Here is a 26,260-nt window from a genome sequence, read left to right on the forward strand (position 1 = left end):
GTGGCCCGGCGATCAGCTGGTCCAGAAGTCCCACCAGCGGGTCAGGATCAGCATGCCGATGATCCCGATCCACATCACCGGAAGCACCCAGGGGAACTCGGTGAGCCCGTTCCGCAGCCAGGCCGGGGCCGGGAGGATGCGGTGCTTGACGTTGTGCGTGGTCACGTAGCAGAACATGACGATGGTGGCGACCCAGGCGAGGCAGCACCACAGGCAGAGCGAGTTGATGTTGTACAGCGACTGGTACTGGAGCCAGGTGCAGAAGCCGACACCGAAGAGCATCCCGGCGTTCAGCCCGAGCCAGAACCAGCTCCGGTACCGGGCACCGGCGAGCAGCCCCATCCCGACCGCGATGACCATCCCGTACGTGACCAGACCCAGCATCGGGTTGGGGAACCCGAACGCGGAGGCCTGGTCGCTCTTCATGATGTTGCCGCACGCGACGACGGGGTTGAGGCTGCAGCCGGGCGTGAAGGAGGGGTCCTCCAGCAGCTTGAACTTGTCGATCGTGATGACCCAGGAGGCCAGCAGGCCGGCCGCGCCGGTGATCACCAGAAGCAGGGCGAGACCGCGTCCGGCCCCGAAGGTGCGCTTGCGGCCGCCCTCGTCCTGATCGGAGGAGAGATCGTGGTCTACCGCTGCAGTCGTCATATCGCCGTTCCGTCACCGAGTGGTCAGCCGGGCAAGGTCATTGTGCCGCAACCCCGTACCGGCCCACCGTTCGATGGACATAAAGACGTACGTCGACGAAGGCCCCGACGGTCGGACTCGGACGGCCGCGAGGCCCCGACGACCGAGGATGGACGGCTTCCCGGTGCCGGCCCGTCGAAGCGGAGCCCATGACCGGCCCCCAACGGGGTGCGCCGTCAAGGGTGAACGCACGCTCGCCGGGTTGACGGCGGACGGAAAAGCGCGGCCGCCGGGACCCCGGCGGCCGCGCTTGCTTCCTTGCTCAGCCGAGCCTCTTCGCCAGCTCCGCCGCGGCCTCCGCCAGCGGTACCGCGGTCTGCTCGCCGGACTCCATGTCCTTGAGCTGGACGACGCCCTCGGCGAGATCCCGCTCGCCCGCGACCAGGGTGTAGCGGGCGCCCGAGCGGTTGGCGCTCTTCATCGCGCCCTTCAGGCCGCGGCCGCCGAACGCGAAGTCGGCGGCGATGCCCGCGCGGCGCAGCTCGGTGACGACGCCGAACAGCACCCGGCGGGCCTCCTCGCCGAGCGGGACGGCGTAGACGCTGGTGGTGGCGGGGAGGTCGAGCTCGACACCCTCGGCCTCCAGGGCGAGGACCGTGCGGTCCACGCCGAGCGCCCAGCCGACGGACGGCAGCTCGGGGCCGCCGATCATTTCGGAGAGGCCGTCGTAGCGGCCGCCGCCGCCCACCGCGGACTGCGAGCCGAGTCCGTCGTGGACGAACTCGAAGGTCGTACGGGTGTAGTAGTCGAGGCCGCGCACCAGCTTCTCGTCGTCCTCGAAGACGACCCCGGCCGCCGTGATCAGGGCGCGGACCTCTTCGTGGTACGCCTTGCACGCGTCGCACAGGTAGTCGCGGAGCTTCGGGGCGTCGGTCAGCTGCTTCTGGACGTCGGCCCGCTTGTCGTCCAGGACGCGCAGCGGGTTGATCTCGATGCGGCGGCGGGTCTCCTCGTCGAGGTCCAGGTCGCGCAGGAAGGTCTGGAGCGCCTCGCGGTAGACCGGACGGCACTCCTTGTCGCCCAGCGAGTTCAGCAGGATGCGGAACTGGCGCAGGCCCAGCGAGCGGTACGCCTGGTCGGCGAGGATGATCAGCTCGGCGTCCAGGACCGGGTCCTCGGTGCCGATGGCCTCGGCGCCGACCTGCGAGAAGTGGCGGTAGCGGCCCGCCTGCGGGCGCTCGTAGCGGTAGTACGAGCCGGAGTACCAGAGCTTGACGGGGAGGTTGCCGGCCTTGTGGAGGTTGGCCTCCAGGGCCGCGCGCAGGACGGAGGCGGTGCCCTCGGGGCGCAGCGCCAGCTGGTCGCCGCCCTTGGTGGTGAGGGTGTACATCTCCTTGGTGACGATGTCGGTGGACTCACCGACACCGCGTGCGAACAGCTCGACGTTCTCGAAGCCGGGCGTCTCGATGTAGCCGTAGCCGGAGTCGCGCAGGGGCGCGGAGATGGCCTCGCGCACCGCCAGGAACGTCGCGGAACGGGGCGGGGTCAGGTCGTACGTGCCCTTGGGGGCCTGAAAGGTGCTCACGTGATTACGTCTCTCGTCTACAGTCCTCGGCGCGGCGCCGCGTCCAGCCCGTTCAGATACGGGTTGGTCGCGCGCTCGCGGCCGATGGTCGTCTGGGGGCCGTGGCCGGACAGCACCACGGTCGAGTCGTCGAGCGGCAGGCACACACGGGCCAGCGACTCGAGCAGCTCGGCGTGGTCGCCGCCGGGCAGGTCGGTGCGTCCGACGGAGCCGGCGAAGAGCAGGTCGCCCGAGAAGAGGACCGGCGGAATGTCCGCGGCCTCGGGCATCCCGAACGTCACCGACCCCTTCGTATGGCCGGGCGCGTGCGAGACGCCGAACTCCAGGCCGGCCAGGGTCAGCTTCGCCCCGTCGGTCAGCTCCTTGACGTCGTCCGGCTCCCCCACGGTCAGCTCGCCCATGAGCGGCATCCCGATGGAGCGGCCGAGCGCCTTCTCCGGGTCGCTCATCATGTAGCGGTCCTCGGGGTGGATCCAGGCGGGGACGTCATGGGCGCCGCAGACGGGCACGACCGAGGCGACGTGGTCGATGTGGCCGTGGGTGAGAACGACGGCGACGGGCTTGAGCCGATGCTTCTTCAGCGCTTCCTCGACGCCCTGGGCGGCCTGGTGGCCCGGGTCGATGATCACGCACTCCTCACCGGCGGCGGGGGCGACCAGATAGCAATTGGTCCCCCAGGCCCCGGCGGGGAACCCGGCAATAAGCACGATCGTCCTTAATGTTCGGCGGAGGATGCGGCCCGCAGTACAAGGATGCGGCGGATCAGAGCCTACCGGCGCTCCTCATGACACAGGTAACCCATATACGGTACGGGCAGCTCAGGCCCCCATCCGACGATCCACGACGTAACAAGGAGCCCAACCGGTGTCCAGCAGCGAACAGCGGCGGCGGCAGCTCGCCCGGGAGAAGTTCGAGCGCCAGCAGAAGCGCCGGGAGGAAGCCCGCCGCAGGACGAGGCGCATCACCGCGATCGTCGCGGCCTCGGTGGCCGTGGTCGCCGTCGTGGGCGTGAGCGCGTTCGTCGTGGCGGGCAAGGACGACGACAAGGACAAGAAGAGCGATGCGGCGGCGAGTCAGAGCCCCACTCCGGAGCCTTCGGAGAGCGAGAGCAAGGCTCCGCTCCCCGCGATGAAGATCGACAAAAAGGCGAAGTACACGATGTCGCTCACGACGAGCCAGGGTGACATCGGGTTCTCGATGGACGCGGCGAAGACCCCGCAGACCGTGAACTCCTTCAAGGCGCTCGCCGACAAGGGCTACTTCGACGACACCAAGTGCCACCGGCTGACCACCCAGGGCATCTTCGTGCTCCAGTGCGGCGACCCCAAGGGCGACGGCACCGGCGGTCCGGGCTACAACATCCCGGACGAGAACCTGGACGCGCTCGGCAAGGCGGGCGGTGACGGCACGGTCGTCTACCCGCCGGGCACGGTGGCGATGGCCAATACCGGCCAGCCGAACTCCGGCGGCAGCCAGTTCTTCCTGGTCTACAAGGAGACGAAGCTCCCGCCCACGTACACCCCGTTCGGCACGATGGACGACGCCTCGCTGAAGGCCGTCCAGAAGGTCGGCGAGGCCGGGGTCGAGGGCGGTGCGGGCGACGGCGCCCCGAAGAAGGCCGTGACGGTGGAGAAGGCGACCGTCGAGAAGAGCTGAGCCCGCGCGGCACAGCGACCGGCAGGGAGAGGGGCCTCCGCCCGGGGCGGAGGCCCCTCTCCCTGCCCGAGCGGATAATTTCAGCCGCGCTGAGTGCGGACAGCCGGGCGGCCGGTCGCCTAGATTGGCGTTGTGCAGGGCGGGCGAGGCCCGCCCCAGGAAACTGTGGACGATGCCCGGGGGGCGAACCCCCTCGCAGGCATCAGGTGGAGGAGGCGCTGTGAGCAGCGACCCGTGGGGCCGCGTCGACGAGACGGGCACCGTGTACGTGCGTACAGCCGAGGGCGAGCAGGTCGTCGGATCGTGGCAGGCCGGTTCCCCCGAGGAGGCTCTGGCCTATTTCGAGCGCAAGTACGACGGCATTGTGGTCGAGATCGGCCTCCTCGAACGGCGGGTGAAGACCACCGATCTGTCGGCCAAGGACGCGACGACGGCCATCGACCATCTGCGGCAGCAGGTCGACGAGCACCACGCGGTGGGGGACCTGGACGCGCTGCGCAAGCGGCTGGACGCGCTCGTCGCGACGGTCGAGGCGCGGCGCGAGGAGCGCAAGGCGCAGAAGGCCAAGCAGACCGACGAGGCCAAGCAGGCCAAGGAGGCGCTGGTCGCCGAGGCCGAGGAGCTGGCGCGGAGCGAGCAGTGGCGGTCGGCCGGCGAGCGGCTGCGGGCGCTGGTGGACACCTGGAAAGGTCTCCCCCGCCTCGACCGCAAGTCGGACGACGAGCTGTGGCACCGCTTCTCGCACGCCCGCTCGGCGTTCTCCAAGCGGCGCAAGGCCCACTTCGCCGCGCTGGACGCCCAGCGCGAGGAGGCCCGCAAGGCCAAGGAGAAGCTGGTCACCGAGGCCGAGTCGCTGTCCGGCTCCACGGACTGGGCCGGCACGGCGGCGCGCTACCGCGACCTGATGACCGAGTGGAAGGCGGCGGGCCGCGCCCAGCGCGAGGCCGAGGACGACCTGTGGAACCGTTTCCGCGGTGCCCAGGACGTCTTCTTCGCCGCCCGCAGCGAGGTCTTCGCGGAGCGGGACGCCGAGCAGGGCGAGAACCTCAAGCTCAAGGAGGAGCTCGCCGCCGAGGCCGAGAAGCTGGTGCCGGTGAAGGACCTGAAGGCGGCCCGCGCCGCGTTCCGGTCCATCAACGAGCGCTGGGAGGCCATCGGCCACGTACCGCGTGACGCCCGCCCGAAGGTCGAGGGCCGGATGCAGGCGGTGGAGCGCGCGCTCCTGGAGTCCGAGGAGTCCGAGTGGCGCCGGACGAACCCGGAGGCGCGGGCCCGCGCCGCGGGTCTGACCGGTCAGCTCCAGGCCGCCGTGGACAAGCTGCGCGGCCAGATCGACACCGCGCGCGCCCAGGGCAACAACGCCCGCGCGGACAAGCTGGCCAAGGAGCTGGAGGGCCGCCAGGCGCTGCTGGACCAGGCGCTGAAGGGCCTGGAGGAGTTCGGCGGCTGAGAAGCCCGACAGGAAGGCCCCGGTACGCGCTGCGTGCCGGGGCCTTTCCGTTGTCGCTGTTACGGCCTGCGGGCGGACGTGACCCGGTAGACGTCGTAGACGCCCTCCACGCCGCGTACGGCCTTCAGGACGTGGCCCAGGTGTTTGGGGTCGCCCATCTCGAAGGTGAAGCGCGAGGTGGCCACGCGGTCGCGGGACGTCTGGACGGCCGCCGACAGGATGTTGACGTGCTGGTCGGAGAGGATCCGGGTGACGTCGGAGAGCAGCCGGGAGCGGTCCAGCGCCTCGACCTGGATGGCGACCAGGAAGACGGAGGACTGGGTGGGCGCCCACTCGACGTCGAGGATGCGCTCGGGCTGCTGCGACAGCGACTCCACGTTGACGCAGTCCGCGCGGTGCACGGAGACGCCGCTGCCCCGGGTGACGAAGCCGATGATCGGGTCGCCGGGGACGGGCGTGCAGCAGCGGGCGAGCTTGACCCAGACGTCCTCGACGCCCTTGACGACGACGCCGGGGTCCGCGTTGGCGCGGCGCTTGCTGCGACCGCCGTGCGAGGGCGGGGTGGACTCGGCGATGTCCTCGTTGGCCTCGTCGTGGCCGCCGAGGGCCTGCACCAGCTTCTGGACGACGCCCGCCGCCGCGACATGACCCTCGCCGATCGCCGCGTACAGCGAGGAGATGTCGGGGTAGCGCATCTCGTGGGCGAGGGTGACCAGGGAGTCGCCGGTCAGGATGCGCTGGATCGGCAGGTTCTGCTTGCGCATGGCGCGCGCGATGGCGTCCTTGCCCTGCTCGATCGCCTCGTCGCGGCGCTCCTTGGAGAACCAGGCGCGGATCTTGTTGCGGGCGCGCGGCGACTTGACGAAGCCGAGCCAGTCCCGGGAGGGCCCGGCGCCGGCCGCCTTGGAGGTGAAGACCTCGACCAGGTCGCCGTTGTCGAGCGTCGATTCGAGCGGGACGAGCCGCCCGTTGACGCGTGCTCCTATGGTCCGGTGGCCGACCTCGGTGTGGACGGCGTACGCGAAGTCGACGGGGGTCGCGCCGGCGGGCAGCGCTATGACGTCGCCCTTCGGCGTGAAGACGAAGACCTCGTTGCGCGAGAGGTCGAAGCGCAGGGACTCCAGGAACTCGCCGGGGTCCTCGGTCTCCTTCTGCCAGTCCAGAAGCTGGCGCAGCCACGCCATGTCGTTGACCGTGTCCTGGCCGCGCCCGGTGTTCTTGGGGACGTCGGTACGGACCTTGGAGGCGCCCGCGACGGCTTCCTGCTTGTACTTCCAGTGGGCGGCGATGCCGTACTCGGCGCGGCGGTGCATGTCGAACGTACGGATCTGGAGCTCGACGGGCTTGCCGCTGGGACCGATCACCGTGGTGTGCAGCGACTGGTACATGTTGAACTTGGGCATCGCGATGTAGTCCTTGAACCGCCCGGGCACCGGGTTCCACCGGGCGTGGACGGTGCCGAGCGCCGCGTAGCAGTCGCGGACGGTGTCGACGAGGACGCGGATGCCCACCAGGTCGTAGATCTCGGCGAAGTCGCGGCCTCGCACGATCATCTTCTGGTAGACGCTGTAGTAGTGCTTGGGGCGGCCGGTGACGGTGGCCTTGATCCGGGCGGCGCGCAGGTCGGACTGGACCTCGTCGGTCACTATGGCGAGGTATTCGTCGCGCTTGGGGGCGCGCTCGGCGACGAGGCGGACGATCTCGTCGTACATCTTGGGGTAGAGGATCGCGAAGGCGAGGTCCTCCAGCTCCCACTTGATGGTGTTCATGCCCAGCCGGTGCGCCAGCGGAGCGTAGATCTCCAGCGTCTCGCGGGCCTTCTTCTCCTGCTTCTCCCGCTTGAGGTAGCGCATGGTGCGCATGTTGTGGAGGCGGTCGGCGAGCTTGATGACGAGGACCCGGGGGTCCTTGGCCATGGCGACGACCATCTTGCGTACGGTCTCGGCCTGGGCGGCCTCGCCGAACTTGACCTTGTCCAGCTTGGTCACGCCGTCGACGAGCAGGGCGACCTGGTCGCCGAAGTCGCGCTTGAGGGTGTCCAGGCCGTACTCGGTGTCCTCGACGGTGTCGTGGAGCAGGCCCGCCATCAGCGTCGCCGGGTCCATGCCCAGCTCGGCGAGGATCGTGGTGACGGCCAGCGGGTGGGTGATGTAGGGGTCGCCGCTCTTGCGCTTCTGGCCCCGGTGCCAGCGCTCGGCGACCTGGTAGGCCTTCTCGATCTGGCGGAGCGTGGCCGTCTCGATCTTGGGGTCGTTGCCCCGGACCGTACGCAGCAGGGGTTCCAGGACCGGGTTGTACGGGCTGGAGCGCTGTACGCCCAGCCGGGCGAGGCGGGCCCGCACCCGGTTGGAGGAGCCGCCGGAGCGGGAGGCGGAGCCGGTGGCGGATCCGGACTTCGCGGGGGGCGCGGGGGGCGGGGGCTTGGGCGTGGCGGGGGCCGGTTTCCTGGCCGGAGGCTGCGCGGGGCCCGTCGTCCCGGCCGGTTTCGGCGGGGCCTCGGGGGCCGCGGGCTTCACGGGAGGAGCGGCGGGCTTCGCCGCCCGGGGGCGCGCGGAATCGGCGGCCGGCTCGGCGGGCGCGGGCGCCGGCGCGTTCGAGGGCGCAGCCTTCTCCGGCGTGGCGGGGGCCGCCACGGGCTTGTCGGGCTGCGGGGCGGCGGCTGACTGGGCCTCGTCTGGCAAGAGCGCTCCTCGTGCGGATCCGGGGTACCCGGAGAGCCCATGGTATCGATCCCCCGGCGGGACCTCGCCCGGGGACAGGGGACGGGAAAGCGGGCACCGGAACAGATCCGGCGCCCGCCCTTGTATACATCGTCCGCCGCACGACGTGCGGTCCCTGAGACAGCCGACTCGTCTTCGTCAGGTCACCGGGACGGCGGGTGAGGTCCTATCGCCATTCGAGGAGCGAGGCACCCTTGATCTTGATGATCTTGTTCGCGGCCACGTTGCCCCACGGCACCTTGATGGCGCCCGTCTTGCCGCAGCCGGCCTTGTGCCACTTGTCCCGGCCCTTGCTGTCGAAGCCGAGAACCTGAATGCACGGCTTCCCGCGGGTGGCGCTCCACTGGTACACCGCCTTGTACCCCGGGCGTCCGAAGATGGAGCACTGGTCCTTGGCGGTGCTCCACTTGCCCGGAACGCCGCCGGCCTTCTTCCACTTGCTGGGGCAGGCCGCCGCGAGCCCGATCGTCGATTCCGTGGCCGTCGGCGCCGCGCTCTGAGGAGCCTTGGTCTGCGGAGCCGCGATCGCCGGGGCGGTCGCGCCCGACAGCGCCGCAGCGGACATGAGAGCCACGGCCCCCGTGGCGAGCTTGTACGAGATCTTCATGAATCGTTCCCTCGGGTATAGCTAAACCCCCTTGCGGGGGTGGTCACCCCAGAGTCAACAACCATCACTTTGTTCCCACCAGCAACATCCAAGCCAACCGAACGCGCATCTGAGACAAACGTGGACCACCTGCTCCCAAGGAAAGAAAGCAGCAGCTCAGCAGGGTGGAGAACACAGAAGAGGGCTGCGGGTCCATGACCCGCAGCCCTCTTCCTTCTTCCTCGCTACGTTGCGCCTGCTATGACTCACGCTCCCCGTCTTCAGGCAGTGGCCGGAGAACAGTCGTCAGCCACTGTGATCGCGGACGGTCGTCAGAGCGAGATCAGCGCCTCCAGCGGGGTGCCGGCGAGGCCCGGCTCCAGGCGGGCGCGGCCCGCGAGGAAGCCGAGCTCCATGAGCACCGCGACCCCCGCGACCTGGGCGCCGGCCCGCCGGATGAGGTCCAGCGAGGCCTCGGCGGTGCCGCCGGTGGCGAGGACGTCGTCGATGACCATGACCCGGTCTTCGGCGTCGAGGTCCTCGGCGTGGATCTCGATCTCCGCGCTGCCGTACTCCAGCTCGTAGGTCTGGCTCAGCGTGGCTCCGGGGAGCTTTCCGGCCTTGCGGACCGGGACGAAGCCGATACCCGCCCGGACCGCGACGGGCGCGGCCAGGATGAAGCCGCGCGCCTCCAGGCCGACGATCTTCGTGGCGCCGTGCCGTACGCACAGCTCCGCGAGGGCGTCGGTGAGCGCCGTGAAGGCGACCGGGTCCGCGAGCAGCGGGGTGATGTCCTTGAACACCACGCCCGGCTTCGGGTAGTCCGCGACATCGCGGATCCGGCTGAGCAGCAGCTCCCTGAGGGATTCGGTGGTGCTCGTCATCGCTCAGCGCTTCCCGGGGGTGCGGTGCGACCGGGGGCGGCCGATCGCCGTACCCGCGGTCTCCGCGTCGTCGCGCAGGTCCTCGGGGCCGTCATCGGGGGACTCGCCCTTGGCGGCCGCGGCGGCCCGCTTGGCCAGGACCCGCTTCTTCAGCGCCTTCATCTGCGGGTCGCGTTCCTTGAGGTCGGCGACGAGCGGCGTGGCGATGAAGATCGAAGAGTAGGCACCGGCGGCGAGACCGACGAACAGCGACAGCGAGATGTCGTTCAGCATGCCCGCGCCGAAGACACCGCCACCGATGAAGAGCAGCCCGGCCACCGGCAGCAGGGCCACCACCGTGGTGTTGATGGAGCGGACCAGGGTGCTGTTGATCGACCGGTTGGCGATCTCGCTGTACGTGAAGCGGGTCTGCTTGGTGATGTCCTTCTGGCCCTCCTTGAGGCTGTCGAAGACCACCACCGTGTCGTACAGGGAGTAACCGAGAATGGTCAGCAGACCGATCACCGTGCCCGGGGTGACCTCGAAGCCGACCAGGGCGTAGACGCCGACCGTGATGGTGATGTCGTGGATCAGCGCGATGAGGGCGGCGACGGCCATCCGCCACTCGAAGGCGATGGCCAGATAGACCACTACCAGGACCATGAAGACCCCGAGACCGGTCCACGCCTTGTTGGCGATCTGCTCACCCCAGCTGGGGCCGACCAGGTCCGCGTTGATGTCCGCGGCGGGGATGCCGAGCTCGTCGGAGAGGGTCTCCTTGATCTCGTTGGCCTTCGCGGTGTCGACCTCGGTGATCTGGATGCGCAGACCGCCGTTGCCGAGCTCCTGGACGATCGCCATGTGCCCGGAGGCCTCGGTCGCCACGTCGGTGACCTGGGCCGTGGAGATCTGGGCCTTGGTGTCGGTCGTGAAGACCGCGCCGCCCTGGAACTCGATGCCCATCTTGAGACCGCCGACCGCCACGCCGATGATGGCCGTGATGGTGATCAGGATCGAGACGCCGTACCAGATCTTCCGGTTGCGGATGAAGTCGTAGCCGACCTCGCCGCGGTAGAGCCGGGCGCCGAGATTGCCGAGTCGCGACATCTCACGCCTCCTTCGGTTCGGTGGGGGCGTTCACACGGCGCGAGCGACGCAGCGGCGGCTGGGCGCCGAGCCGCTTCGGGTCCAGTCCGGACCACGGGCCGCCCTTGGAGAAGAACTTTGTCCGACCCATGAGCGTCATGAGCGGCTTGGTGAAGAAGAACACCACGACGACGTCGAGCAGGGTGGTCAGGCCCAGCGTGAACGCGAAGCCCTGCACCTTGCCGACGGTGACGATGAAGAGCACCGCGGCCGCCAGGAACGACACGAAGTCGGAGACCAGGATGGTGCGCCGGGCACGCGGCCAGGCCCGCTCGATGGCCGGGCGGAGCGTGCGTCCCTCGCGGATCTCGTCCCGGACGCGTTCGAAGTAGACGATGAACGAGTCGGCTGTGATGCCGATGGCGACGATGGCGCCACAGACGGCCGGGAGGTTCAGCGCGAAGCCGATGGCCGGACCCAGCAAGGACATGATCGTGTACGTCAGGACACCGGAGACCAGGAGGCTCAGGAGCGCGATGAACGAGAGTCCCCGGTAGTAGACGACCAGGTAGAGGACGACCAGCGCCAGACCGATGGCACCGGCGATCAGTCCGCCCTTGAGCTGCTCGCTGCCGAGCGCGGCGGTCACCGTGGTGACGCTGACTTCCTTGAACGTGAGGGGAAGCGCGCCGTAGGACAGGATGTTGCCGAGGTCCTCGGCCGACTGCTGGGTGAAGCTGCCGGAGATCTGGGCGTTCTTGCTGAGCGCCTGGCTCACCGAGGGAGCGGAGACGACCTCGCCGTCCAGAACGATCCCGAACTGGTTCATCGGCGGCTGCTGCTGGGCGAGCCGGCCGGTGATCGTCTGGAACTTCTTGGCGCCGGCGGAGGTGAACTCCATCGACACGATCCACTGGCCCGTGCGCTGGTCGATGGCGGCCTTGGCGTCGTCGACGTCACTGCCGGAGACCTCGGCCGGGCCGAGCACGTACTTCTCGTAGGAGCCCGGGACGTTCGAGCCGCAAGCGACGATCGAGTCGCTGGGCTTGGCGCCCTGGCCCGCCTCGGTCCGCTGCTTGGGGTCGGTGCAGTCGAGCTTGGTGAACTCCTCCTGGAGCTTGGCCGTGGCCGGGTCCGCGGAGGGCGACGCCTCGGGGGACTCCGACGCCTTCGGCTTGTCGGAGGCGCCGGGGGTCGGGTCGTCCTTCGTCAGGGCGCCGGTGACCGCGCGGCCCTGGGTGGTGGCACTCGCCGAGGGGGTGGCCTCCGAACCGGTGGCCTCCTCGCCCTGGGGCTTGTCCTCGTCCGTCGCCTTGTCCTCGCCCTGGGCGGACTCGCCGGGCTTCGGGGTGCCGGAGGCCGAAGGGCTGGCGGAGTCGGAGGGCTTGGGCGCCTCGGGGCCGCTCGCCTGCACCGTCAGAACAGGCCGGAAGTAGAGCTGGGCGGTGGTACCGACCTGCTCCTGGGCCTGCTTGGAGTTCGTCCCCTTGGGGATGTTGACGATGATGTTCTTGTTGCCCTGGGTCTGGACCTCGGCCTCGGAGACGCCCAGACCGTTGACCCGCCGCTCGATGATGCCGACCGCGGTGTCCATGTTGGTCTGGTTGATCGCGTTCGGCTTGCCGGGCTGGTTCTGCGCTTCCAGCGTGATCGACGTGCCGCCGGCCAGGTCGATGCCCAGCCGGGGTGTGGTGTGCCCGGACAGGAACATCCCGCCGGCGAGCGCGACCATGACGATGAGGATCAGCGCCAGGGCACGCCCCGGCCTGCCCTGACCGACGGCCGGCCCTCGGCCCTTCTTGGGTGCTGCCACCTTCTCGTTTCTCCCTGTCCAACCGCCCCGCGCCGGGTACGCGCCCGAGCGGCCACGAAGTGTAGTGGGGACCCTGCCCCCGCAGACGACCGCACGGTCCCGGGGACGCCCCGCGCCGGTGGGCGCGCGACGTCCCCGGGATCGTGAGAACTACTTGGAGTCGGCGTCGCCGTCGGTCTTGCCCCCGCCCTTGGCGTCCTTGACGTCCTCGGTCGCCTTGACGTCCTTGGCCGTGGCGTCCTCGGTCTTCTCGGCGTCGTCGGCCGCACCGTCCTTGCCCAGGTCGATCTTGGCGACCTCGGCGTCGCCGTCACCGGTCAGCGACGAGGCGTCGTCGGGAACGACGGTGCCGTCCGTGTCCAGCTCCGGGTCGTCGCCGTGCACGATGCGGTTGTACTCCGCGTCGTCCAGGACGGCGCCGATGGCGTTCTTCGCGTAGACGGCGTGCACGCCGGGGGCGACCTCGAGGAGCACGGTGTCGTCGTGGACTTCCTTCACGGTCGCGTACATGCCCCCGATCGTGCGGACGCCGGTACCGGGCTGCATGTCGTTGCGCATCTGCGCGGCCGCCGCCTGCTTCTTCTTGGCGGAGCGGGTCATCAGGAACATGGCCCCGATGAGCACGATGAAGGGGAGAAGAGTGATGAGATCCACGGGACGGGAATTCCTTCGCACGACCGCGACTGGAATGCGGCCTCTATATACGGGGGTGGGTACACCGACCGGTTAGGGCGGCATCGGCGGAGTCTAGATGAGTCCGCATCGATGGAACAACGCCCAGCATGGCACCCAGGTTCCTGTCCGCGCGAACCTGTGACGTATCACGCCCCGAACAGACCCTGTTGTCCCTTTACGCCGTGCTGCGGCGGGACCAGTCCCAGGTGGGCCCAGGCCGCGGGGGTGGCGACCCGGCCGCGCGGGGTCCTGGCCAGCAGTCCTTCCCGTACGAGGAAGGGCTCGGCGACCTCCTCGACGGTCTCGCGCTCCTCCCCCACGGCGACCGCCAGGGTGGACAGGCCCACGGGGCCGCCGCCGAACAGCTTCAGGAGGGCGCCGAGGACGGCGCGGTCCAGCCGGTCGAGTCCGCGGGCATCGACCTCGTACACCTTGAGGGCCGCAGCGGCGATCTCCCGGTCGATCGCTCCCTCCGCCTTGACCTGGGCGTAGTCGCGGACGCGGCGGAGCAGCCGGTTGGCGATACGAGGGGTGCCCCGGGAGCGTCCGGCGATCTCGGCGGCGCCCTCCACGTCGATGGAGACGTCCAGGAGTCGGGCGGAGCGGTGGACGACGCGCTCCAGCTCGGCGGGGGCGTAGAACTCCATGTGCCCGGTGAAGCCGAAGCGGTCGCGCAGCGGGGGCGGCAGCAGTCCGGCCCGGGTGGTGGCCCCGACCAGGGTGAAGGGGGGCAGTTCCAGCGGGATCGCGGTGGCGCCGGGACCCTTGCCGACGATGACGTCGACCCGGAAGTCCTCCATCGCCATGTAGAGCATCTCCTCGGCGGGCCGGGACATGCGGTGGATCTCGTCGAGGAAGAGGACCTCACCCTCCTGGAGGGAGGAGAGGATCGCCGCGAGATCGCCGGCGTGCTGGATGGCGGGGCCCGAGGTGATGCGGATCGGGGCGTTCATCTCGGCGGCGATGATCATCGAGAGGGTGGTCTTGCCGAGGCCGGGGGCGCCGGAGAGCAGCACGTGGTCGGCGGTGGCGCCGCGGGCACGGGCCGCCTTGAGGACCAGGTCGAGCTGTTCGCGGACCTTCTCCTGGCCGACGAACTCCTCCAGGTCCTTGGGGCGCAGCGCCGCCTCGACCGCGGTGTCCTCGCCGTCCGCGTCGGCGTCGACCAGCCGGTCGTCGAAGACCGGGCCGGTCGGCTCGTCGGTCTCGGGTCCGGTCTCGTCCCAGTTCATCAAGGGCCTCTTCGGTGGTTCGGTGCCGGTCAGCGTGCGCGGTTGAGAGTCTGCAGGGCGGCCCGCAGCAGCTGGGGCACGGGGGGTGCGGTGCCCTCCGCGGCGGCTGCCTCGGCCTGCGGGGCGACGGCGTTGACGGCCTCGTCGGCCTCGCGGCTCGCGTAGCCGAGGCCGATGAGGGCGGCCTGGAGCTGATCGCGCCAGCCCGAGGTGACGGGGGTGCCGATGCCCTGCTGGCCGATGTGCGCGCCGACCGGTTCGCCGAGCCGGTCCTTGAGCTCCAGCAGCAGCTTCTGGGCGCCCTTCTTCCCGATGCCGGAGACGGCGGTCAGCGCCTTCTCGTCGCCGGTGGAGACCGCGAGCCGCAGGGCGTCGGGGCTGTGGGTGGCGAGCATCGCCTGGGCGAGCCGGGGTCCGACTCCGCTGGCCGTCTGGAGCAGCTCGAACACCTGCCGCTCGTCGTCGTTCGCAAAGCCGTACAGCGTGAGGGAGTCCTCCCGGACGACGAGGGAGGTGGCGAGCCGCGCCTCCTTGCCGACGCGCAGGTCGGCGAGGGTGTGCGGGGTGCACTGGACGGCCATGCCGATGCCGCCGACCTCGATGACGGCCGTGGTCGGGGCGAGGGCGGCCACCGGGCCGGAGACGAAGGCGATCATGCGGTGCGGCCTTTCAGCGTGCGCGGGGCGCGGGAAGCGCCGGAGGTTCGGGGTGCGGCGGACGCACCGGGCGCGGGGGCGATGCCGGAGGTACCGGTCGCGCCCGAGGTCCGGCGGGTGCCGGAGGTCCCGGGCGCGCCGGAGGTCTGGGGGGTGCCGGGCGCGCCGAGGGTGCCGGAGGTACCGGTTACGCCGGGAGCGTTGCCGGACGATCCGGGCGTACGGGATGTGCGCGGCGTGCGCGAGACGCCGGTCGCGCCGGAGGTTCGGGGGGTGCCGGAGGCCCCGGGCGCGCCGGACGTGCGGTGGGCCGCCACCGCCTGCTGGAGCCGGTTCTGCGCGGGAGCCCGCCAGATGTGGCAGATGGCGAGGGCCAGGGCGTCGGCGGCGTCGGCGGGCTTGGGCGGCGCGTCCAGCCGGAGCAGCCGGGTCACCATGGCCCCGACCTGGGCCTTCTCCGCGCGGCCCGATCCGGTGACGGCGGCCTTGACCTCGCTGGGCGTGTGCAGGGCGACCGGGATGCCCCGGCGGGCGGCGCAGAGCATGGCGATCGCGCTGGCCTGGGCGGTGCCCATCACCGTACGGACGTTGTGCTGGGCGAAGACCCGCTCCACCGCCACGTAACCCGGGGAGTACTCGTCGAGCCAGGCTTCGATGCCCCGCTCCACGGCGACGAGCCGGTCGCCCAGCTCCGCGTCGGACGGGGTGCGCACGACGCCGACGCCGAGCATGGTCAGCGGGCGGCCCGCGACCCCCTCGACCACACCGACACCGCACCGGGTCAGCCCCGGGTCAACGCCCAGAACCCGCATGGAGCCCCCCTGTTCTCGCTGCTCGCGACGCCCACTCGTTCATCTGTTCCCGCAGGCTATCGGCTCGCACCGACAAAGCCTCGCAACCACATGACGACGGGCCGACGGGGTGTCCCCGTCGGCCCGTCGTACCGTGCTGTGCCGGCCGCGCCTCAGGCGTCGACCTTCTCCATGACCTCGTCGGACACGTCGAAGTTGGCGAAGACGTTCTGCACGTCGTCGCTGTCCTCCAGCGCGTCGATGAGCTTGAAGATCTTGCGGGCGCCCTCTTCGTCCAGCTCGACCTGCATGGTCGGCAGGAAGTTGGCCTCGGCGGAGTCGTAGTCGATGCCCGCCTCCTGGAGGGCGGTGCGCACCGCGACCATGTCGGTGGCCTCGCTGACCACCTCGAAGGCCTCGCCGAGGTCGTTGACCTCCTCGGCGCCCGCGTCGAGGACCGCGCCGAGGACGTCGTCCTCGGTCAGCTCGCCCTTGGGCACGATCACGACGCCCTTGCGGTTGAACAGGTACGAGACGGAGCCCGGGTCGGCCATCGAGCCGCCGTTCCGGGTCATCGCGACACGTACGTCGGACGCGGCGCGGTTGCGGTTGTCGGTCAGACACTCGATGAGCACCGCGACACCGTTGGGGCCGTACCCCTCGTACATGATCGTCTCGTAGTCGGTACCGCCCGCTTCGAGACCGCCGCCGCGCTTGACGGCGGAATCGATGTTCTTGTTCGGGACGGAACTCTTCTTCGCCTTCTGGATGGCGTCGACGAGTGTCGGGTTGCCATCGGGGTCGACACCGCCGGAGCGGGCCGCGACCTCGATGTTCTTGATCAGCTTCGCGAAGAGCTTGCCGCGCTTGGCGTCAATCACGGCCTTCTTGTGCTTCGTCGTAGCCCATTTAGAGTGGCCGGACATCTGCCTTCTCCTTCGCGTCACCAAAATCGAGTCGAACCCGAGAGATCCTACCGGGGTCCGCTCACTTCACTGCGCGCACCATGTCCACGAACAGAGCGTGCACGCGATGATCGCCGGTCAGTTCGGGATGGAACGACGTGGCGAGGACATTTCGCTGGCGTACGGCCACGATGTGACCGCCGTGCTCGGCGATGACCTCCGCCTCGGCCCCGACGGACTCCACCCAGGGGGCGCGGATGAACACACCCTCGACGGGGCCGTCGTCGATCCCGGCGACCTCGACCGAGGCCTCGAACGACTCGTTCTGCCGGCCGAAGGCGTTGCGCCGCACGATCATGTCGATGCCGCCGACGGTCTCCTGGCCCGAGCGCGGATCGAGGATCTTCTCGGCCAGCATGATCATGCCGGCGCAGGTGCCGTAGACGGGCATCCCGGCCCGGACCCGTTCGCGCAGCGGCTCCATCATGCCGAAGAGGACCGCCAGCTTGGACATGGTGGTCGACTCGCCACCCGGGATGACCAGGCCGTCGACCTCGGCGAGCTCCTCGGGGCGCCGGACCGGCCTGGCCAGGGCGTCAGCCGAGGCCAGGGCGATCAGGTGCTCCCGTACGTCGCCCTGGAGCGCCAAGACGCCGATCACAGGGGTGTCGCTCATCAGTGGTTACCAGCCGCGGTTGGCGTAGCGCTCGGACTCGGGCAGGGTGTCGCAGTTGATGCCGACCATGGCCTCGCCCAGGTTGCGGGAGGCGTCCGCGATGACCTTCGGGTCGTCGTAGAAGGTGGTGGCCTTCACGATGGCGGCGGCGCGCTTGGCCGGGTCGCCGGACTTGAAGATGCCGGAGCCGACGAAGACGCCCTCGGCGCCGAGCTGGCGCATCAGCGCGGCGTCGGCCGGGGTGGCGACGCCACCGGCGGAGAACAGCACGACGGGCAGCTTGCCCAGCTCCGCGACCTCCTTGACCAGCTCGTAGGGAGCGCGGAGGTCCTTGGCGGCGGCGTACAGCTCGTTGTTGTCGAAGCCGCGCAGACGCGCGATCTCGTTCTTGATCTGGCGCAGGTGGCGGACGGCCTCGACGACGTTGCCGGTGCCGGCCTCGCCCTTCGAGCGGATCATGGCCGCGCCCTCGGCGATGCGGCGCAGGGCCTCGCCCAGGTTGGTGGCACCGCAGACGAAGGGGGTGGTGAAGGCGAACTTGTCGCTGTGGTTGACCTCGTCGGCCGGGGTGAGGACCTCGGACTCGTCGATGTAGTCGACGCCGAGGGACTGGAGGACCTGGGCCTCGACGAAGTGGCCGATGCGGGACTTGGCCATGACGGGGATGGAGACGGCCCCGATGATCTCCTCGATCATGTTGGGGTCGGACATCCGGGCCACGCCGCCGTCCTTGCGGATGTCGGCGGGGACCCGCTCCAGGGCCATGACGGCCACGGCGCCCGCGTCCTCGGCGATCTTCGCCTGCTCGGCGTCGACGACGTCCATGATCACGCCGCCCTTGAGCTGCTCGGCCATGCCGCGCTTGACGCGGGCGGTGCCGGTGGCGGGGGACTCGGCGGACTGCGGGGTGCTGGGAAGCGTGGACACGGGACCTCACTCGGTGAAAGACGCTGGATACTGCATCGCCGAGCAAACGCTGTGGGAGCAGGCCACAGCAAGGGCCAATGAAGAGGCCGTGGATCGTTTTGGCCTGGGATCCGCCCGTATCTCAGGTACCCGGCCGGTCCGCGAGGGCCACCGGCGGGGCGTCGTCCATCTCGAAGGCGAGCGGGAACGGGGCGTGCCCGGCCAGCCGCAGGAGCCGGACGGTGCGGTGCCGGCGCAGGGCGCGGGCGGCGCGCACGGCGTCGTTGTGGAAGCGGCGGGCCATGGGCACGCGGCGTACGGCGGCGGCCAGTTCGGTGGCGGCGTCCTCGCCGCCGGGGATCTCCTTCACCGCGTCGACCTGGGCCGTTTCGCCGAAGACGGCGCGCAGGGCGGTGCTCAGTTCGCTCTCGGCGACCTCACGGTGGTCCTCCTCGGCCTGCCGGGCTGCGTGCGCGGCCTCGTACAGGACGATCGAGGCGGCCGGGTCCAGGACACCGGAGGTGGCCAGCTCCTGGGTGACCGAGGCGCGGCGCAGCAGTTGGGCGTCGAGGGCGGCGCGGGCGGCGTCGATCCGGGAGTGCAGACGGTCGAGCCGGCCGGCGGTCCAGCTGAGGTACACGCCGATCGCGATGAGCGCGAGGACGATCCAGACGATGAGGGTTACGGTCACGGGCCCACACGCTACCGTCGCCGGCGGCCCCCGCTTCAACAGGAGGCCGCGTACCGGGGCCCGGTCCCCGCCACCGTCGGCTGCGGGCCCCCGGAGCTCAGTCCCGCGCGGGCCCCCGGAGCTAGTCCCTCGCGGGCCTCCGGGGCTCAGTCCCGCGCGAGCCCGAACCGGGCCCGCAGCCCGGAGCGTTCGTCCGCCGCGACCGAGGCGGCCCCGTCGGTCACCGTCTCGTACACCGCGAGGATGTCGGCCCCCACCGTCGCCCAGTCGAAGCGCCGTACGTGGGCCTCGCCCCGCTCCCGTAGCCCCTTGCGGCGCTCCGGGTCGCCCAGCAGCCGGATCGCGGCCTCGGCCAGCGCGTCGGCGTCCTCGTTGGCGAACAGGTCGCCCGCCGCCCCCTGGTCCAGCACCTGCGCGAAGGCGTCCAGGTCGCTGGCGAGGACCGGCGCACCGGCCGACAGCGCCTCGACCAGGATGATGCCGAAGCTCTCGCCGCCGGTGTTCGGGGCCACGTACACATCGACACTGCGCAGCAGCCGCGCCTTGTCCTCGTCGCTGACCATGCCGAGGAACTCGACGCGCTCGCGCAGCTCCTTCGGCAGCGTGGCCACCGCCTCCTCCTCGTCCCCGCGCCCGGCGACCAGCAGCCGGGCCTCGGGGTGGGCGGCGAGGATCGCGGGCAGCGCCTTCATCAGGACGGGCAGGCCCTTGCGGGGTTCGTCGATGCGGCCGATGAAGCCGAGCGTCCGGCCCTGCCATTCCGCCTTCGGCTCGGCGTCGGCGAAGAAGCCGACGTCGACGCCGTTGGGGATGACGACGGCGTCCCCGCCGAGGTGCTCGACCAGGGTGCGCCGGGCGTACTCGCTGACCGCGATCCGGGCGCTGATCTTCTCCAGCGCGGGCTGGAGGATCGGGTACGCGGCGATCATCGCCCGGGAGCGCGGGTTGGAGGTGTGGAAGGTGGCCACGATCGGGCCCTGCGCCGCCCAGCAGGCCAGCAGGCCCAGCGACGGGGAGGTGGGCTCGTGGATGTGGATCACGTCGAACGTGCCGTCGTGCAGCCAGCGCCGTACCCGGGCGGCCGACAGGAAGCCGAAGTTCAGCCGGGCGACCGAGCCGTTGTACGGGACCGGGACGGCCCGGCCCGCCGAGACGACGTAACGAGGCAGCGGGGTCTCGTCGTCGGCGGGGGCCAGCACGGAGACCTCGTGGCCGAGCCGGATCAGGTGTTCGGCGAGGTCCCGGATGTGGAACTGCACGCCGCCCGGTACGTCCCAGGAGTACGGGCAGACGATGCCGATCTTCACGTGGGTTCCCCCCGGGGATCCAGGTCGTCCAGCCAGAGCCGCTGAAGCATGTGCCAGTCCTCCGGGTGCTCGGCGATCCCGCCGGCGAAGGCGTCGGCCAGCGCCTGCGTCATCGCGGAGGTCTTCTCGGTACGGGTGCCCTCCTCGGGCACCTCGACCGCCGGGTGGACGCGGGCGCCCATCACCGGCGTGCCGTCGTACCAGAGGGTGACCGGCAGCAGCAGGGCGCCCGTCTGCTGGGCGAGCAGCGCCGGGCCCGCGGGCATCCGGGCGGTGGCGCCGAAGAACGACACCTCGACGCCGGTCGCGGACAGGTCCCGGTCCGCGACCAGGCAGACCAGGCCGCCCGCGCGCAGCCGCCGGGCCAGGGTCCCGAAGGCGGCCCCGCCGCTGTGCGGCAGGACCTCCATGCCGAGGCCCTCGCGGTAGGCGACGAACCGGTCGTAGAGCGTCGCGGGCTCCAGGCGTTCGGCGACGGTGGTGAAGGGGACCTTGAGGTGGGTGGTGACCCAGGCGCCCGCGTGGTCCCAGTTGCCCAGGTGGGGAAGGGCGATGATCACGCCCTTCCCGGCGTCCAGGCCCTCGGTCAGGTGGTGGGCGTCCTTGACGTCGATGCCCTCCCTGATCCGCTCCGGGCTCCAGGTCGGCAGCCGGAACGACTCCATCCAGTAGCGCATGTAGGAGCGCATCCCGGCCTTGGACAGCTCGGCCAGCCGCTCCGGGCCCGCGTCCGGGACGACGCGCGCCAGGTTCGACTCCAGGCGCAGCACGCTCTTGCCGCGCCGCTTCCAGACCTGGTCGGCGATGGTCCGGAAGAGGCGGGTGGCGGCGGGCTCGGGCAGCGTCTTGACCGCGCTCCAGCCCAGTCCGTACAGCCCGTCGGTGAGCCGGCCCCTCAGCGCGCTCACCGGTCGGCCTCGCTCCCCTGCCCGGCGGACCCCGCGGAATCCGTGGCGGCCGGTCCCGTGACGGCCGCCTCGGCGGCGTCCGCCTCCGCCGACTCGCGGCGTACGGTCACCACCCGCTGGATCAGCGTCACGAGGCTGCCGACGGCGACGATCCACAGCGCGATCGGGAGCAGGACGTCGATGCCGGGGACGCCGAACGTGTGCAGTCCGGCGAGACCGGCGGCGACCAGCGAGATCACCAGGCGTTCGGCGCGCTCCACGAGGCCGTTGACCGCGACCGGCAGCCCGATCGACTCGCCGCGCGCCTTGGTGTACGAGACCACCTGGCCGCTGGCCAGGCAGAAGATCGCGACGGCGCAGAGGATGTTGTCGTCACCGCTGCCCGCGTACCAGAGGGCGAAGCCGGCGAAGATCGCCCCGTCGGCGACCCGGTCCAGCGTCGAGTCGAGGAACGCGCCCCACCGGCTGGAGATCCCGGCCTGCCGCGCCATGTTGCCGTCGACGAGGTCGGAGAAGACGAAGATCGTGATGACGATCGTGCCCCAGAAGAACTCCCCCATCGGGAAAAAGACCAGCGCACCTGCCATCACTCCGGCCGTACCGATGAGAGTGACCGCGTCGGGGCTGACCCCGAGGCGGAGCAGCAGAGCGGCGAACGGTGTGAGGACACGCGTGAAGAATGCACGCGCGTACTTGTTCAGCATGGCCTTCCCGAGGGTTCGGTTCGCCGGGCGGCCCCTTCGGCCACCGGCTGGCCCATCGTAGTCACGGCCGGTCCCTTCCACCGGACGGGCACCCGCCGCCGGGTGTCACCCGGCCCGTGCCCCGCCGTGTCCGGGGCGCGGTCCATGGACGAGGGCGCCCGTGCGCGAGATATGGACGAGGCCCCGTCGCGGTGCCAAGCTCGAAGGACCGCGGGCGTCGCCGAGACCGCCGCGGCGGCCTCTCCACCCCGTGACCACCGCTGCTCCGCGCGCGGTCGCCCTCCCCCGCACCGCGCCGTCGACCGGGAGGCACGCACCATGGGCGACAAGGCACACGCACACCCCGGAGCCGCCGGAGGAGCACCGGCGGCCGTCCGCCCCTCCGCCGTACGGAACGTGGTGCTGGTCGGCCCCAGCGGATCGGGCAAGACCACCCTGGTCGAGGCCCTGGCCCTGACGGCGGGGGCGGTGAACCGGGCCGGCCGGGTCGAGGACGGGGCGACCGTCTCCGACTACGACGAGATCGAGCAGCGCCGACGGCGTTCCGTACAGCTCTCGCTGGTCCCGGTGGCCTGGGACGGGTGCAAGGTCAATCTGCTGGACACCCCCGGCTACGCGGACTTCGTCGGGGAGCTGCGGGCCGGTCTGCGCGCGGCGGACGCGGCCCTCTTCGTCGTCTCGGCGGCCCAGGAGGCGCAGTCCGTGGCGGCGACCACCCGGGCCGCCTGGGAGGAGTGCGCGCTCGTCGGCATGCCGCGCGCGATCGTCGTCACGCACCTCGACACCGCCCGTACCTCCTTCGACGACATGACCCGGATCTGCGCCGGGAACTTCGGGGGCGACGACCCCGACGCCGTACTGCCGCTGTACCTGCCCGTGCTGGGTCCCGAGAGCGCCGACGGGCACGCCCCGCTGACCGGCCTCACCGGCCTGCTGAGCCGGCGGATTCTCGACCACTCCTCGGGCGAACGCACCGAGCTGCCGCCCGCGCCCGAGCAGGAGGAACCGCTGCGGGCTGCCCGGGACCGGCTGATCGAGGGGATCATCGCCGAGAGCGAGGACGAGTCCCTCATGGACCGCTACCTCGGCGGCGAGGACATCGACGTCGCGACCCTGATCGCCGATCTGGAACGGGCCATCGCCCGGGGCTCCTTCCACCCCGTCCTCACGGCGGCCCCGGCGGCCGAGGGCGCCCGCCAGGGCATCGGCACCGTCGAACTGCTGGAGCTGATCACGCGCGGCTTCCCGACCCCGCTGGAGCGCACCCCGCCCGTCGTCACCACCCCATCGGGCGAGCCCCGCCCCGCGCCGGTCTGCGACCCGGACGGCCCGCTGGTCGCCGAGGTCGTCAAGACGTCCTCCGACCCGTACGTGGGCCGCGTCTCGCTGGTCCGCGTCTTCTCCGGCACCCTGCGCCCCGACGACTCCGTGCATCTGTGCGGCCACGGCCTGGACGCCACGGGGCACGCCCCGCGCCCCTGCCACGAGGCGGAGATCCGCGTCGGGGCGCTCACCTCTCCGTTCGGCCGCCGGCAGCACGCGCTGGACCGGTGCGTCGCGGGCGATCTGGCGTGCGTGGCCCGGCTCGGCGAGGCGGAGACCGGCGACACGCTCTCCCCGGCCGGCGACCCGGTCCTGATCGAGCCTTGGTCGACGCCGGACCCGCTGCTCCCGCTGGCCGTACGGGCGCACGGCAAGGCGGACGAGGACAAGCTGTCGCAGGGCCTGGCCCGGCTGGTCGCCGAGGACCCCACGCTGCGCCTCGAACAGAATCCGGACACCGGCCAGGTCGTCCTGTGGTGCCTGGGCGAGGCCCACCAGGAGGTGGCCCTGGAGCGGCTGCGCAGCCGTTACGGCGTCCAGGTCGACGCGGAACCGCACCGGGTGCCGCTGCGCGAGACGTTCGCCGGGCGGGCCGCCGGGCGCGGACGGCACGTCAAACAGTCCGGCGGACACGGCCAGTTCGCGATCTGCGAGATCGAGGTGGAGCCGCTGCCGCCGGGCTCCGGCATCGAGTTCGTCGACAAGGTCGTCGGCGGTGCGGTGCCGCGCCAGTTCATCCCCTCGGTGGAGAAGGGGGTGCGGGCCCAGGCCGCCAAGGGGCTGTCCGCCGGGCACCCGCTGGTCGACGTACGGGTCACGCTGCTGGACGGGAAGGCGCACTCGGTGGACTCGTCGGACGCCGCGTTCCAGACCGCCGGAGCGCTCGCGCTGCGCGAGGCCGCGGCCGCATCCCGCATCAAGCTCCTGGAGCCGGTGTGCGAGGTGAGCGTCCTGGTCCCCGACGACTACGTGGGCCCGGTGATGAGCGACCTGTCGGGGCGGCGCGGCCGGGTCGTGGGCACCGAGCAGAGCGCGGGCGGGCGCACGCTCGTACGGGCGGAGGTGCCGGAGATCGAGGTCGGCCGGTACGCGGTGGACCTGCGCTCCCTGTCGCACGGCACCGGCCGCTTCGACCGCGCGTACGCCCGGCACGAGGCGATGCCGCCGCAGATCGCCGACCGGGTCCGCGCGGAGTCGGCGGACGGGTCCCCCGGCGCGTGACCGGCGCACTGTCGCACACGCCGTCCCGTTCACGCCGGTGACCGGTGGTGGTGTGATCCGGACGATACGCTGTGGTCGCAGCTCAGAAGGTATGCCGCGTACGGTAGTTGGGCACACCGCAGGAGCAGACGTGCGGCGAGTGGGGGCGACAAGGTGGCCAACGACGGATTCGACTTCTCACCCGGGGCCCAGATCCCGATCCAGGGCGCGGGCAGTCAGACCGTGGCGACCAACGCCCTGGCCTCGGCGGCGTACCGGGACAGTCCGGTGGAGACGATCCTCGACGCCAACAGCGAGTGGCACAAATCGCAGGTGAAGCCGGGCGCCTCCAAGCTCTTCAAGTCCGACTACTTCAAGCCGAATCTCGGTGAGGCGTTCGCCCGTGCCGTCCAGGAGCGCATGCTCGGCGGCGCCCGCAAGGCGCTCATCCAGTCCTTCGGCACGGACCCGCAGACCGTGGTGGAGCACTGCCTGTCGGCGAACAACCTGCGCAAGGCCCGCGACACCCGTCTCACCCTGGTGACCGTGGTGTTCGGCGTGCTGTTCCTGCCCGGCATGCTGGCCTGGGTGATCGCCTTCCGGATCCGGGACGCGCTCAACAAGTCCAGCGACCCGGCGTTCAAGGCCGTCGGCACGGTGCTGCTGGCCGCCTTCGGCGTGGGTGCGGTGATCCTGCTGGTGAAGCTGCCGCTGGACAATTTCTGGTACCTCTACCTCCGGGGCGCGATCGTCGCCCCGGTGATCGGCTGGGTGCTCGCCAAACGGATCGCGGAGACCTCGGCCCGGGACCTGCGGGCCCGCTGGGAAGGCCTTCTCTCCGGCACCGGGGTGATCGCGAAGATCCCGGAGGCGGTGCCCAAGAACCCCAACGAGACCGCGCGCGAGGCGCTGCGTCAGGGCCTGGAGAAGCTGTCGGCCGAGCAGCAGTCGAACGCCGTCTTCTACGCCGGCCCCAAGGGCGTCCTCGGCATGGGCACCCGCTGGGGCAGCTGGCAGCTGGCCGAGGAGCTGACCCCCAAGGACCCGACGAAGGAGATCCACCAGTTCCGCAGCTGGGACCTGATCCGGATCATCCACGACCAGCTGAAGATGCTGGAGCGCGGGCCGCTGAACACCGGCGGCTTCCCGAAGCCGTCCGTGAAGCACTGGATCGTCTCGCCCATCGGGGAGAACGCCGACGCCGTCACCCGCCCCGAGGGCGAGGACGTCGCCACCTTCCAGGTGAAGCCCCACGAGATACAGCGGATCTGCAACCACCAGCAGTTCGGCAGCGGTGACCGGCACTACCTGGGCGTCCAGTTCACGCTCTGGGACGGCCAGCTGGTGATCACCATGATGATCACCGTCACCGTGCTCCACGAGACGCTGCGCATCGAGGTCACCGGACATGCGCTCGGCCCGGTGCACGGACTGTTCCTCACCAAGCCGGCGGCGAAGACGAAGACGGTGAACAAGACCGTCCGCTTCTGGGAGACCCGGGACGTCCAACTGGCGCTGGTGGACGCCAAGGAGGTCGTCCGGCTGGCCCTGCGCGCGCCCCTGACCTGGTATCCGCCGATGCTGGACTACCTGGGCGGGAAGATCGTGCTGCCCGAGCCGTTCGGACTGCGGCACGCGTGGGCGGCCAAGCCGTGGAACCACCGCTTCATGGCGGACGACGCGATGCGTGCCGCCACCCCGGTGCTGCGGGCGGTCCACTCGGCGGCGATGCGGGTCCTCGCGGAGAACGGCGTCGACACGGAGCGCTTCGACAACCGCTCGGGCATACTGAGCGGCCTCGTCCAGGACCCGGCCCCGCGCAAGGCCGACGTCTACGACGCGTAGGTACGACGCGTACGGCAGAGGCCCCCGCCGCGGCGGGGGCCTCTGCGTTCGA

General features: G+C 70.9%; 22 protein-coding genes and 1 pseudogene. 4 read left to right on the forward strand and 19 right to left on the reverse strand.

What is annotated here, in order from left to right:
- Window positions 1-12 precede the first annotated feature (12 nt).
- The 3 genes from WQO_RS05260 to WQO_RS05270 all read right to left on the reverse strand — a co-directional run bounded on the left by WQO_RS05260 (window position 13) and on the right by WQO_RS05270 (window position 2,922).
- Window positions 13-651, reverse strand: coding sequence for a vitamin K epoxide reductase family protein (locus WQO_RS05260; protein WP_010057307.1), 639 nt, complete (start codon window positions 649-651; stop codon window positions 13-15).
- 301 nt (window positions 652-952) lie between these two features.
- Window positions 953-2,215, reverse strand: coding sequence for a histidine--tRNA ligase (hisS, locus tag WQO_RS05265; RefSeq protein WP_010057306.1), 1,263 nt, complete (start codon window positions 2,213-2,215; stop codon window positions 953-955).
- Window positions 2,216-2,232: 17 nt separating this feature from the next.
- Window positions 2,233-2,922 (reverse strand): MBL fold metallo-hydrolase, encoded by a 690-nt coding sequence (locus tag WQO_RS05270; RefSeq protein WP_010057305.1) that lies wholly within the window; start codon window positions 2,920-2,922, stop codon window positions 2,233-2,235.
- 157 nt (window positions 2,923-3,079) lie between these two features.
- Between WQO_RS05270 and WQO_RS05275 the strand changes: the two genes are divergently transcribed.
- Both WQO_RS05275 and WQO_RS05280 read left to right on the forward strand, forming a co-directional pair.
- The gene (locus tag WQO_RS05275) at window positions 3,080-3,871 is read left to right on the forward strand and encodes a peptidylprolyl isomerase (RefSeq protein WP_010057303.1); all 792 of its coding nucleotides are present in this window, start codon (window positions 3,080-3,082) and stop codon (window positions 3,869-3,871) included.
- Between the two features lie 220 nt (window positions 3,872-4,091).
- On the forward strand, window positions 4,092-5,321 hold the full coding sequence (locus WQO_RS05280) for a DUF349 domain-containing protein (RefSeq protein WP_010057302.1): 1,230 nt from the start codon (window positions 4,092-4,094) through the stop codon (window positions 5,319-5,321).
- A 59-nt stretch (window positions 5,322-5,380) separates the two neighbouring features.
- Here WQO_RS05280 and WQO_RS05285 read toward each other — a convergent pair whose 3' ends face one another.
- The 16 genes and pseudogenes from WQO_RS05285 to pgsA form a co-directional block, all read right to left on the reverse strand.
- Window positions 5,381-8,002: a RelA/SpoT family protein gene (locus tag WQO_RS05285; protein WP_010057301.1), complete on the reverse strand. Its 2,622-nt coding sequence runs from the start codon at window positions 8,000-8,002 to the stop codon at window positions 5,381-5,383.
- Between the two features lie 205 nt (window positions 8,003-8,207).
- Window positions 8,208-8,648 carry a hypothetical protein gene (locus tag WQO_RS05290; RefSeq protein WP_010057300.1) on the reverse strand — a complete coding sequence of 147 codons (441 nt, stop codon included), beginning with the start codon at window positions 8,646-8,648 and terminating at the stop codon, window positions 8,208-8,210.
- Between the two features lie 311 nt (window positions 8,649-8,959).
- The gene (locus WQO_RS05295) at window positions 8,960-9,511 is read right to left on the reverse strand and encodes an adenine phosphoribosyltransferase (RefSeq protein WP_010057299.1); all 552 of its coding nucleotides are present in this window, start codon (window positions 9,509-9,511) and stop codon (window positions 8,960-8,962) included.
- Between the two features lie 3 nt (window positions 9,512-9,514).
- Window positions 9,515-10,597, reverse strand: coding sequence for a protein translocase subunit SecF (gene secF, locus WQO_RS05300; protein WP_010057296.1), 1,083 nt, complete (start codon window positions 10,595-10,597; stop codon window positions 9,515-9,517).
- Between the two features lies 1 nt (window position 10,598).
- Window positions 10,599-12,389, reverse strand: a complete 1,791-nt coding sequence (gene secD, locus WQO_RS05305; protein ID WP_058953882.1) for a protein translocase subunit SecD — start codon at window positions 12,387-12,389, stop codon at window positions 10,599-10,601.
- 150 nt (window positions 12,390-12,539) lie between these two features.
- Window positions 12,540-13,043, reverse strand: coding sequence for a preprotein translocase subunit YajC (gene yajC, locus WQO_RS05310; protein ID WP_010057294.1), 504 nt, complete (start codon window positions 13,041-13,043; stop codon window positions 12,540-12,542).
- Window positions 13,044-13,210: 167 nt separating this feature from the next.
- Window positions 13,211-14,296 carry a Holliday junction branch migration DNA helicase RuvB gene (ruvB, locus tag WQO_RS05315; RefSeq protein WP_010057293.1) on the reverse strand — a complete coding sequence of 362 codons (1,086 nt, stop codon included), beginning with the start codon at window positions 14,294-14,296 and terminating at the stop codon, window positions 13,211-13,213.
- A 29-nt stretch (window positions 14,297-14,325) separates the two neighbouring features.
- The gene (gene ruvA, locus WQO_RS05320; protein ID WP_010057292.1) at window positions 14,326-14,952 is read right to left on the reverse strand and encodes a Holliday junction branch migration protein RuvA; all 627 of its coding nucleotides are present in this window, start codon (window positions 14,950-14,952) and stop codon (window positions 14,326-14,328) included.
- Window positions 14,953-15,176: 224 nt separating this feature from the next.
- Window positions 15,177-15,764, reverse strand: a pseudogene (ruvC, locus tag WQO_RS34780) (crossover junction endodeoxyribonuclease RuvC); the annotation flags it as partial.
- A gap of 152 nt (window positions 15,765-15,916) precedes the next feature.
- Window positions 15,917-16,669 (reverse strand): YebC/PmpR family DNA-binding transcriptional regulator, encoded by a 753-nt coding sequence (locus tag WQO_RS05330; protein ID WP_010057288.1) that lies wholly within the window; start codon window positions 16,667-16,669, stop codon window positions 15,917-15,919.
- A gap of 61 nt (window positions 16,670-16,730) precedes the next feature.
- Entirely contained in the window at window positions 16,731-17,324 is a 594-nt protein-coding gene (gene pdxT, locus WQO_RS05335; RefSeq protein WP_010057287.1) for a pyridoxal 5'-phosphate synthase glutaminase subunit PdxT, read from the reverse strand.
- Window positions 17,325-17,330: 6 nt separating this feature from the next.
- A complete protein-coding gene (gene pdxS, locus WQO_RS05340) occupies window positions 17,331-18,251 on the reverse strand; it encodes a pyridoxal 5'-phosphate synthase lyase subunit PdxS (RefSeq protein WP_003970325.1) in 921 nt (306 codons plus the stop codon).
- A 121-nt stretch (window positions 18,252-18,372) separates the two neighbouring features.
- Window positions 18,373-18,921 (reverse strand): hypothetical protein, encoded by a 549-nt coding sequence (locus tag WQO_RS05345; RefSeq protein WP_010057286.1) that lies wholly within the window; start codon window positions 18,919-18,921, stop codon window positions 18,373-18,375.
- Window positions 18,922-19,067: 146 nt separating this feature from the next.
- Entirely contained in the window at window positions 19,068-20,228 is a 1,161-nt protein-coding gene (locus tag WQO_RS05350; RefSeq protein ID WP_010057285.1) for a glycosyltransferase family 4 protein, read from the reverse strand.
- Window positions 20,225-21,136, reverse strand: coding sequence for a phosphatidylinositol mannoside acyltransferase (locus WQO_RS05355; RefSeq protein ID WP_010057283.1), 912 nt, complete (start codon window positions 21,134-21,136; stop codon window positions 20,225-20,227). Before WQO_RS05355 ends, WQO_RS05350 begins: the two co-directional genes overlap by 4 nt.
- Complete coding sequence (gene pgsA / locus WQO_RS05360; RefSeq protein WP_010057280.1) at window positions 21,133-21,840, reverse strand: phosphatidylinositol phosphate synthase; 708 nt, start codon at window positions 21,838-21,840, stop codon at window positions 21,133-21,135. The genes WQO_RS05355 and pgsA overlap by 4 nt, the downstream gene beginning before the upstream one ends.
- Window positions 21,841-22,158: 318 nt before the next feature.
- On the opposite strand from pgsA, the gene WQO_RS05365 reads away from it, so the two are divergent.
- Together WQO_RS05365 and WQO_RS05370 are read left to right on the forward strand one after the other, a co-directional pair.
- Complete coding sequence (locus tag WQO_RS05365; RefSeq protein WP_010057279.1) at window positions 22,159-24,384, forward strand: elongation factor G-like protein EF-G2; 2,226 nt, start codon at window positions 22,159-22,161, stop codon at window positions 24,382-24,384.
- A gap of 153 nt (window positions 24,385-24,537) precedes the next feature.
- Window positions 24,538-26,208: a hypothetical protein gene (locus WQO_RS05370; protein WP_010057278.1), complete on the forward strand. Its 1,671-nt coding sequence runs from the start codon at window positions 24,538-24,540 to the stop codon at window positions 26,206-26,208.
- Window positions 26,209-26,260 lie beyond the last annotated feature (52 nt).

It is taken from the genome of Streptomyces globisporus C-1027, assembly GCF_000261345.2.
GTDB lineage: Bacteria > Actinomycetota > Actinomycetes > Streptomycetales > Streptomycetaceae > Streptomyces > Streptomyces pakalii.

Excerpts from the sequence above, each read along its gene's own strand:
- WQO_RS05330 (WP_010057288.1), bottom strand. The coding sequence starts at position 16,669 with ATGTCCGGCCACTCTAAATGGGCTACGACGAAGCACAAGAAGGCCGTG.
- WQO_RS05290 (WP_010057300.1), bottom strand. The coding sequence starts at position 8,648 with ATGAAGATCTCGTACAAGCTCGCCACGGGGGCCGTGGCTCTCATGTCC.
- WQO_RS05365 (WP_010057279.1), top strand. The coding sequence starts at position 22,159 with ATGGGCGACAAGGCACACGCACACCCCGGAGCCGCCGGAGGAGCACCG.
- WQO_RS05295 (WP_010057299.1), bottom strand. The coding sequence starts at position 9,511 with ATGACGAGCACCACCGAATCCCTCAGGGAGCTGCTGCTCAGCCGGATC.
- secF (WP_010057296.1), bottom strand. The coding sequence starts at position 10,597 with ATGTCGCGACTCGGCAATCTCGGCGCCCGGCTCTACCGCGGCGAGGTC.
- ruvB (WP_010057293.1), bottom strand. The coding sequence starts at position 14,296 with ATGAACTGGGACGAGACCGGACCCGAGACCGACGAGCCGACCGGCCCG.
- pgsA (WP_010057280.1), bottom strand. The coding sequence starts at position 21,840 with ATGCTGAACAAGTACGCGCGTGCATTCTTCACGCGTGTCCTCACACCG.
- WQO_RS05260 (WP_010057307.1), bottom strand. The coding sequence starts at position 651 with ATGACGACTGCAGCGGTAGACCACGATCTCTCCTCCGATCAGGACGAG.
- ruvA (WP_010057292.1), bottom strand. The coding sequence starts at position 14,952 with ATGATCGCCTTCGTCTCCGGCCCGGTGGCCGCCCTCGCCCCGACCACG.
- pdxT (WP_010057287.1), bottom strand. The coding sequence starts at position 17,324 with ATGAGCGACACCCCTGTGATCGGCGTCTTGGCGCTCCAGGGCGACGTA.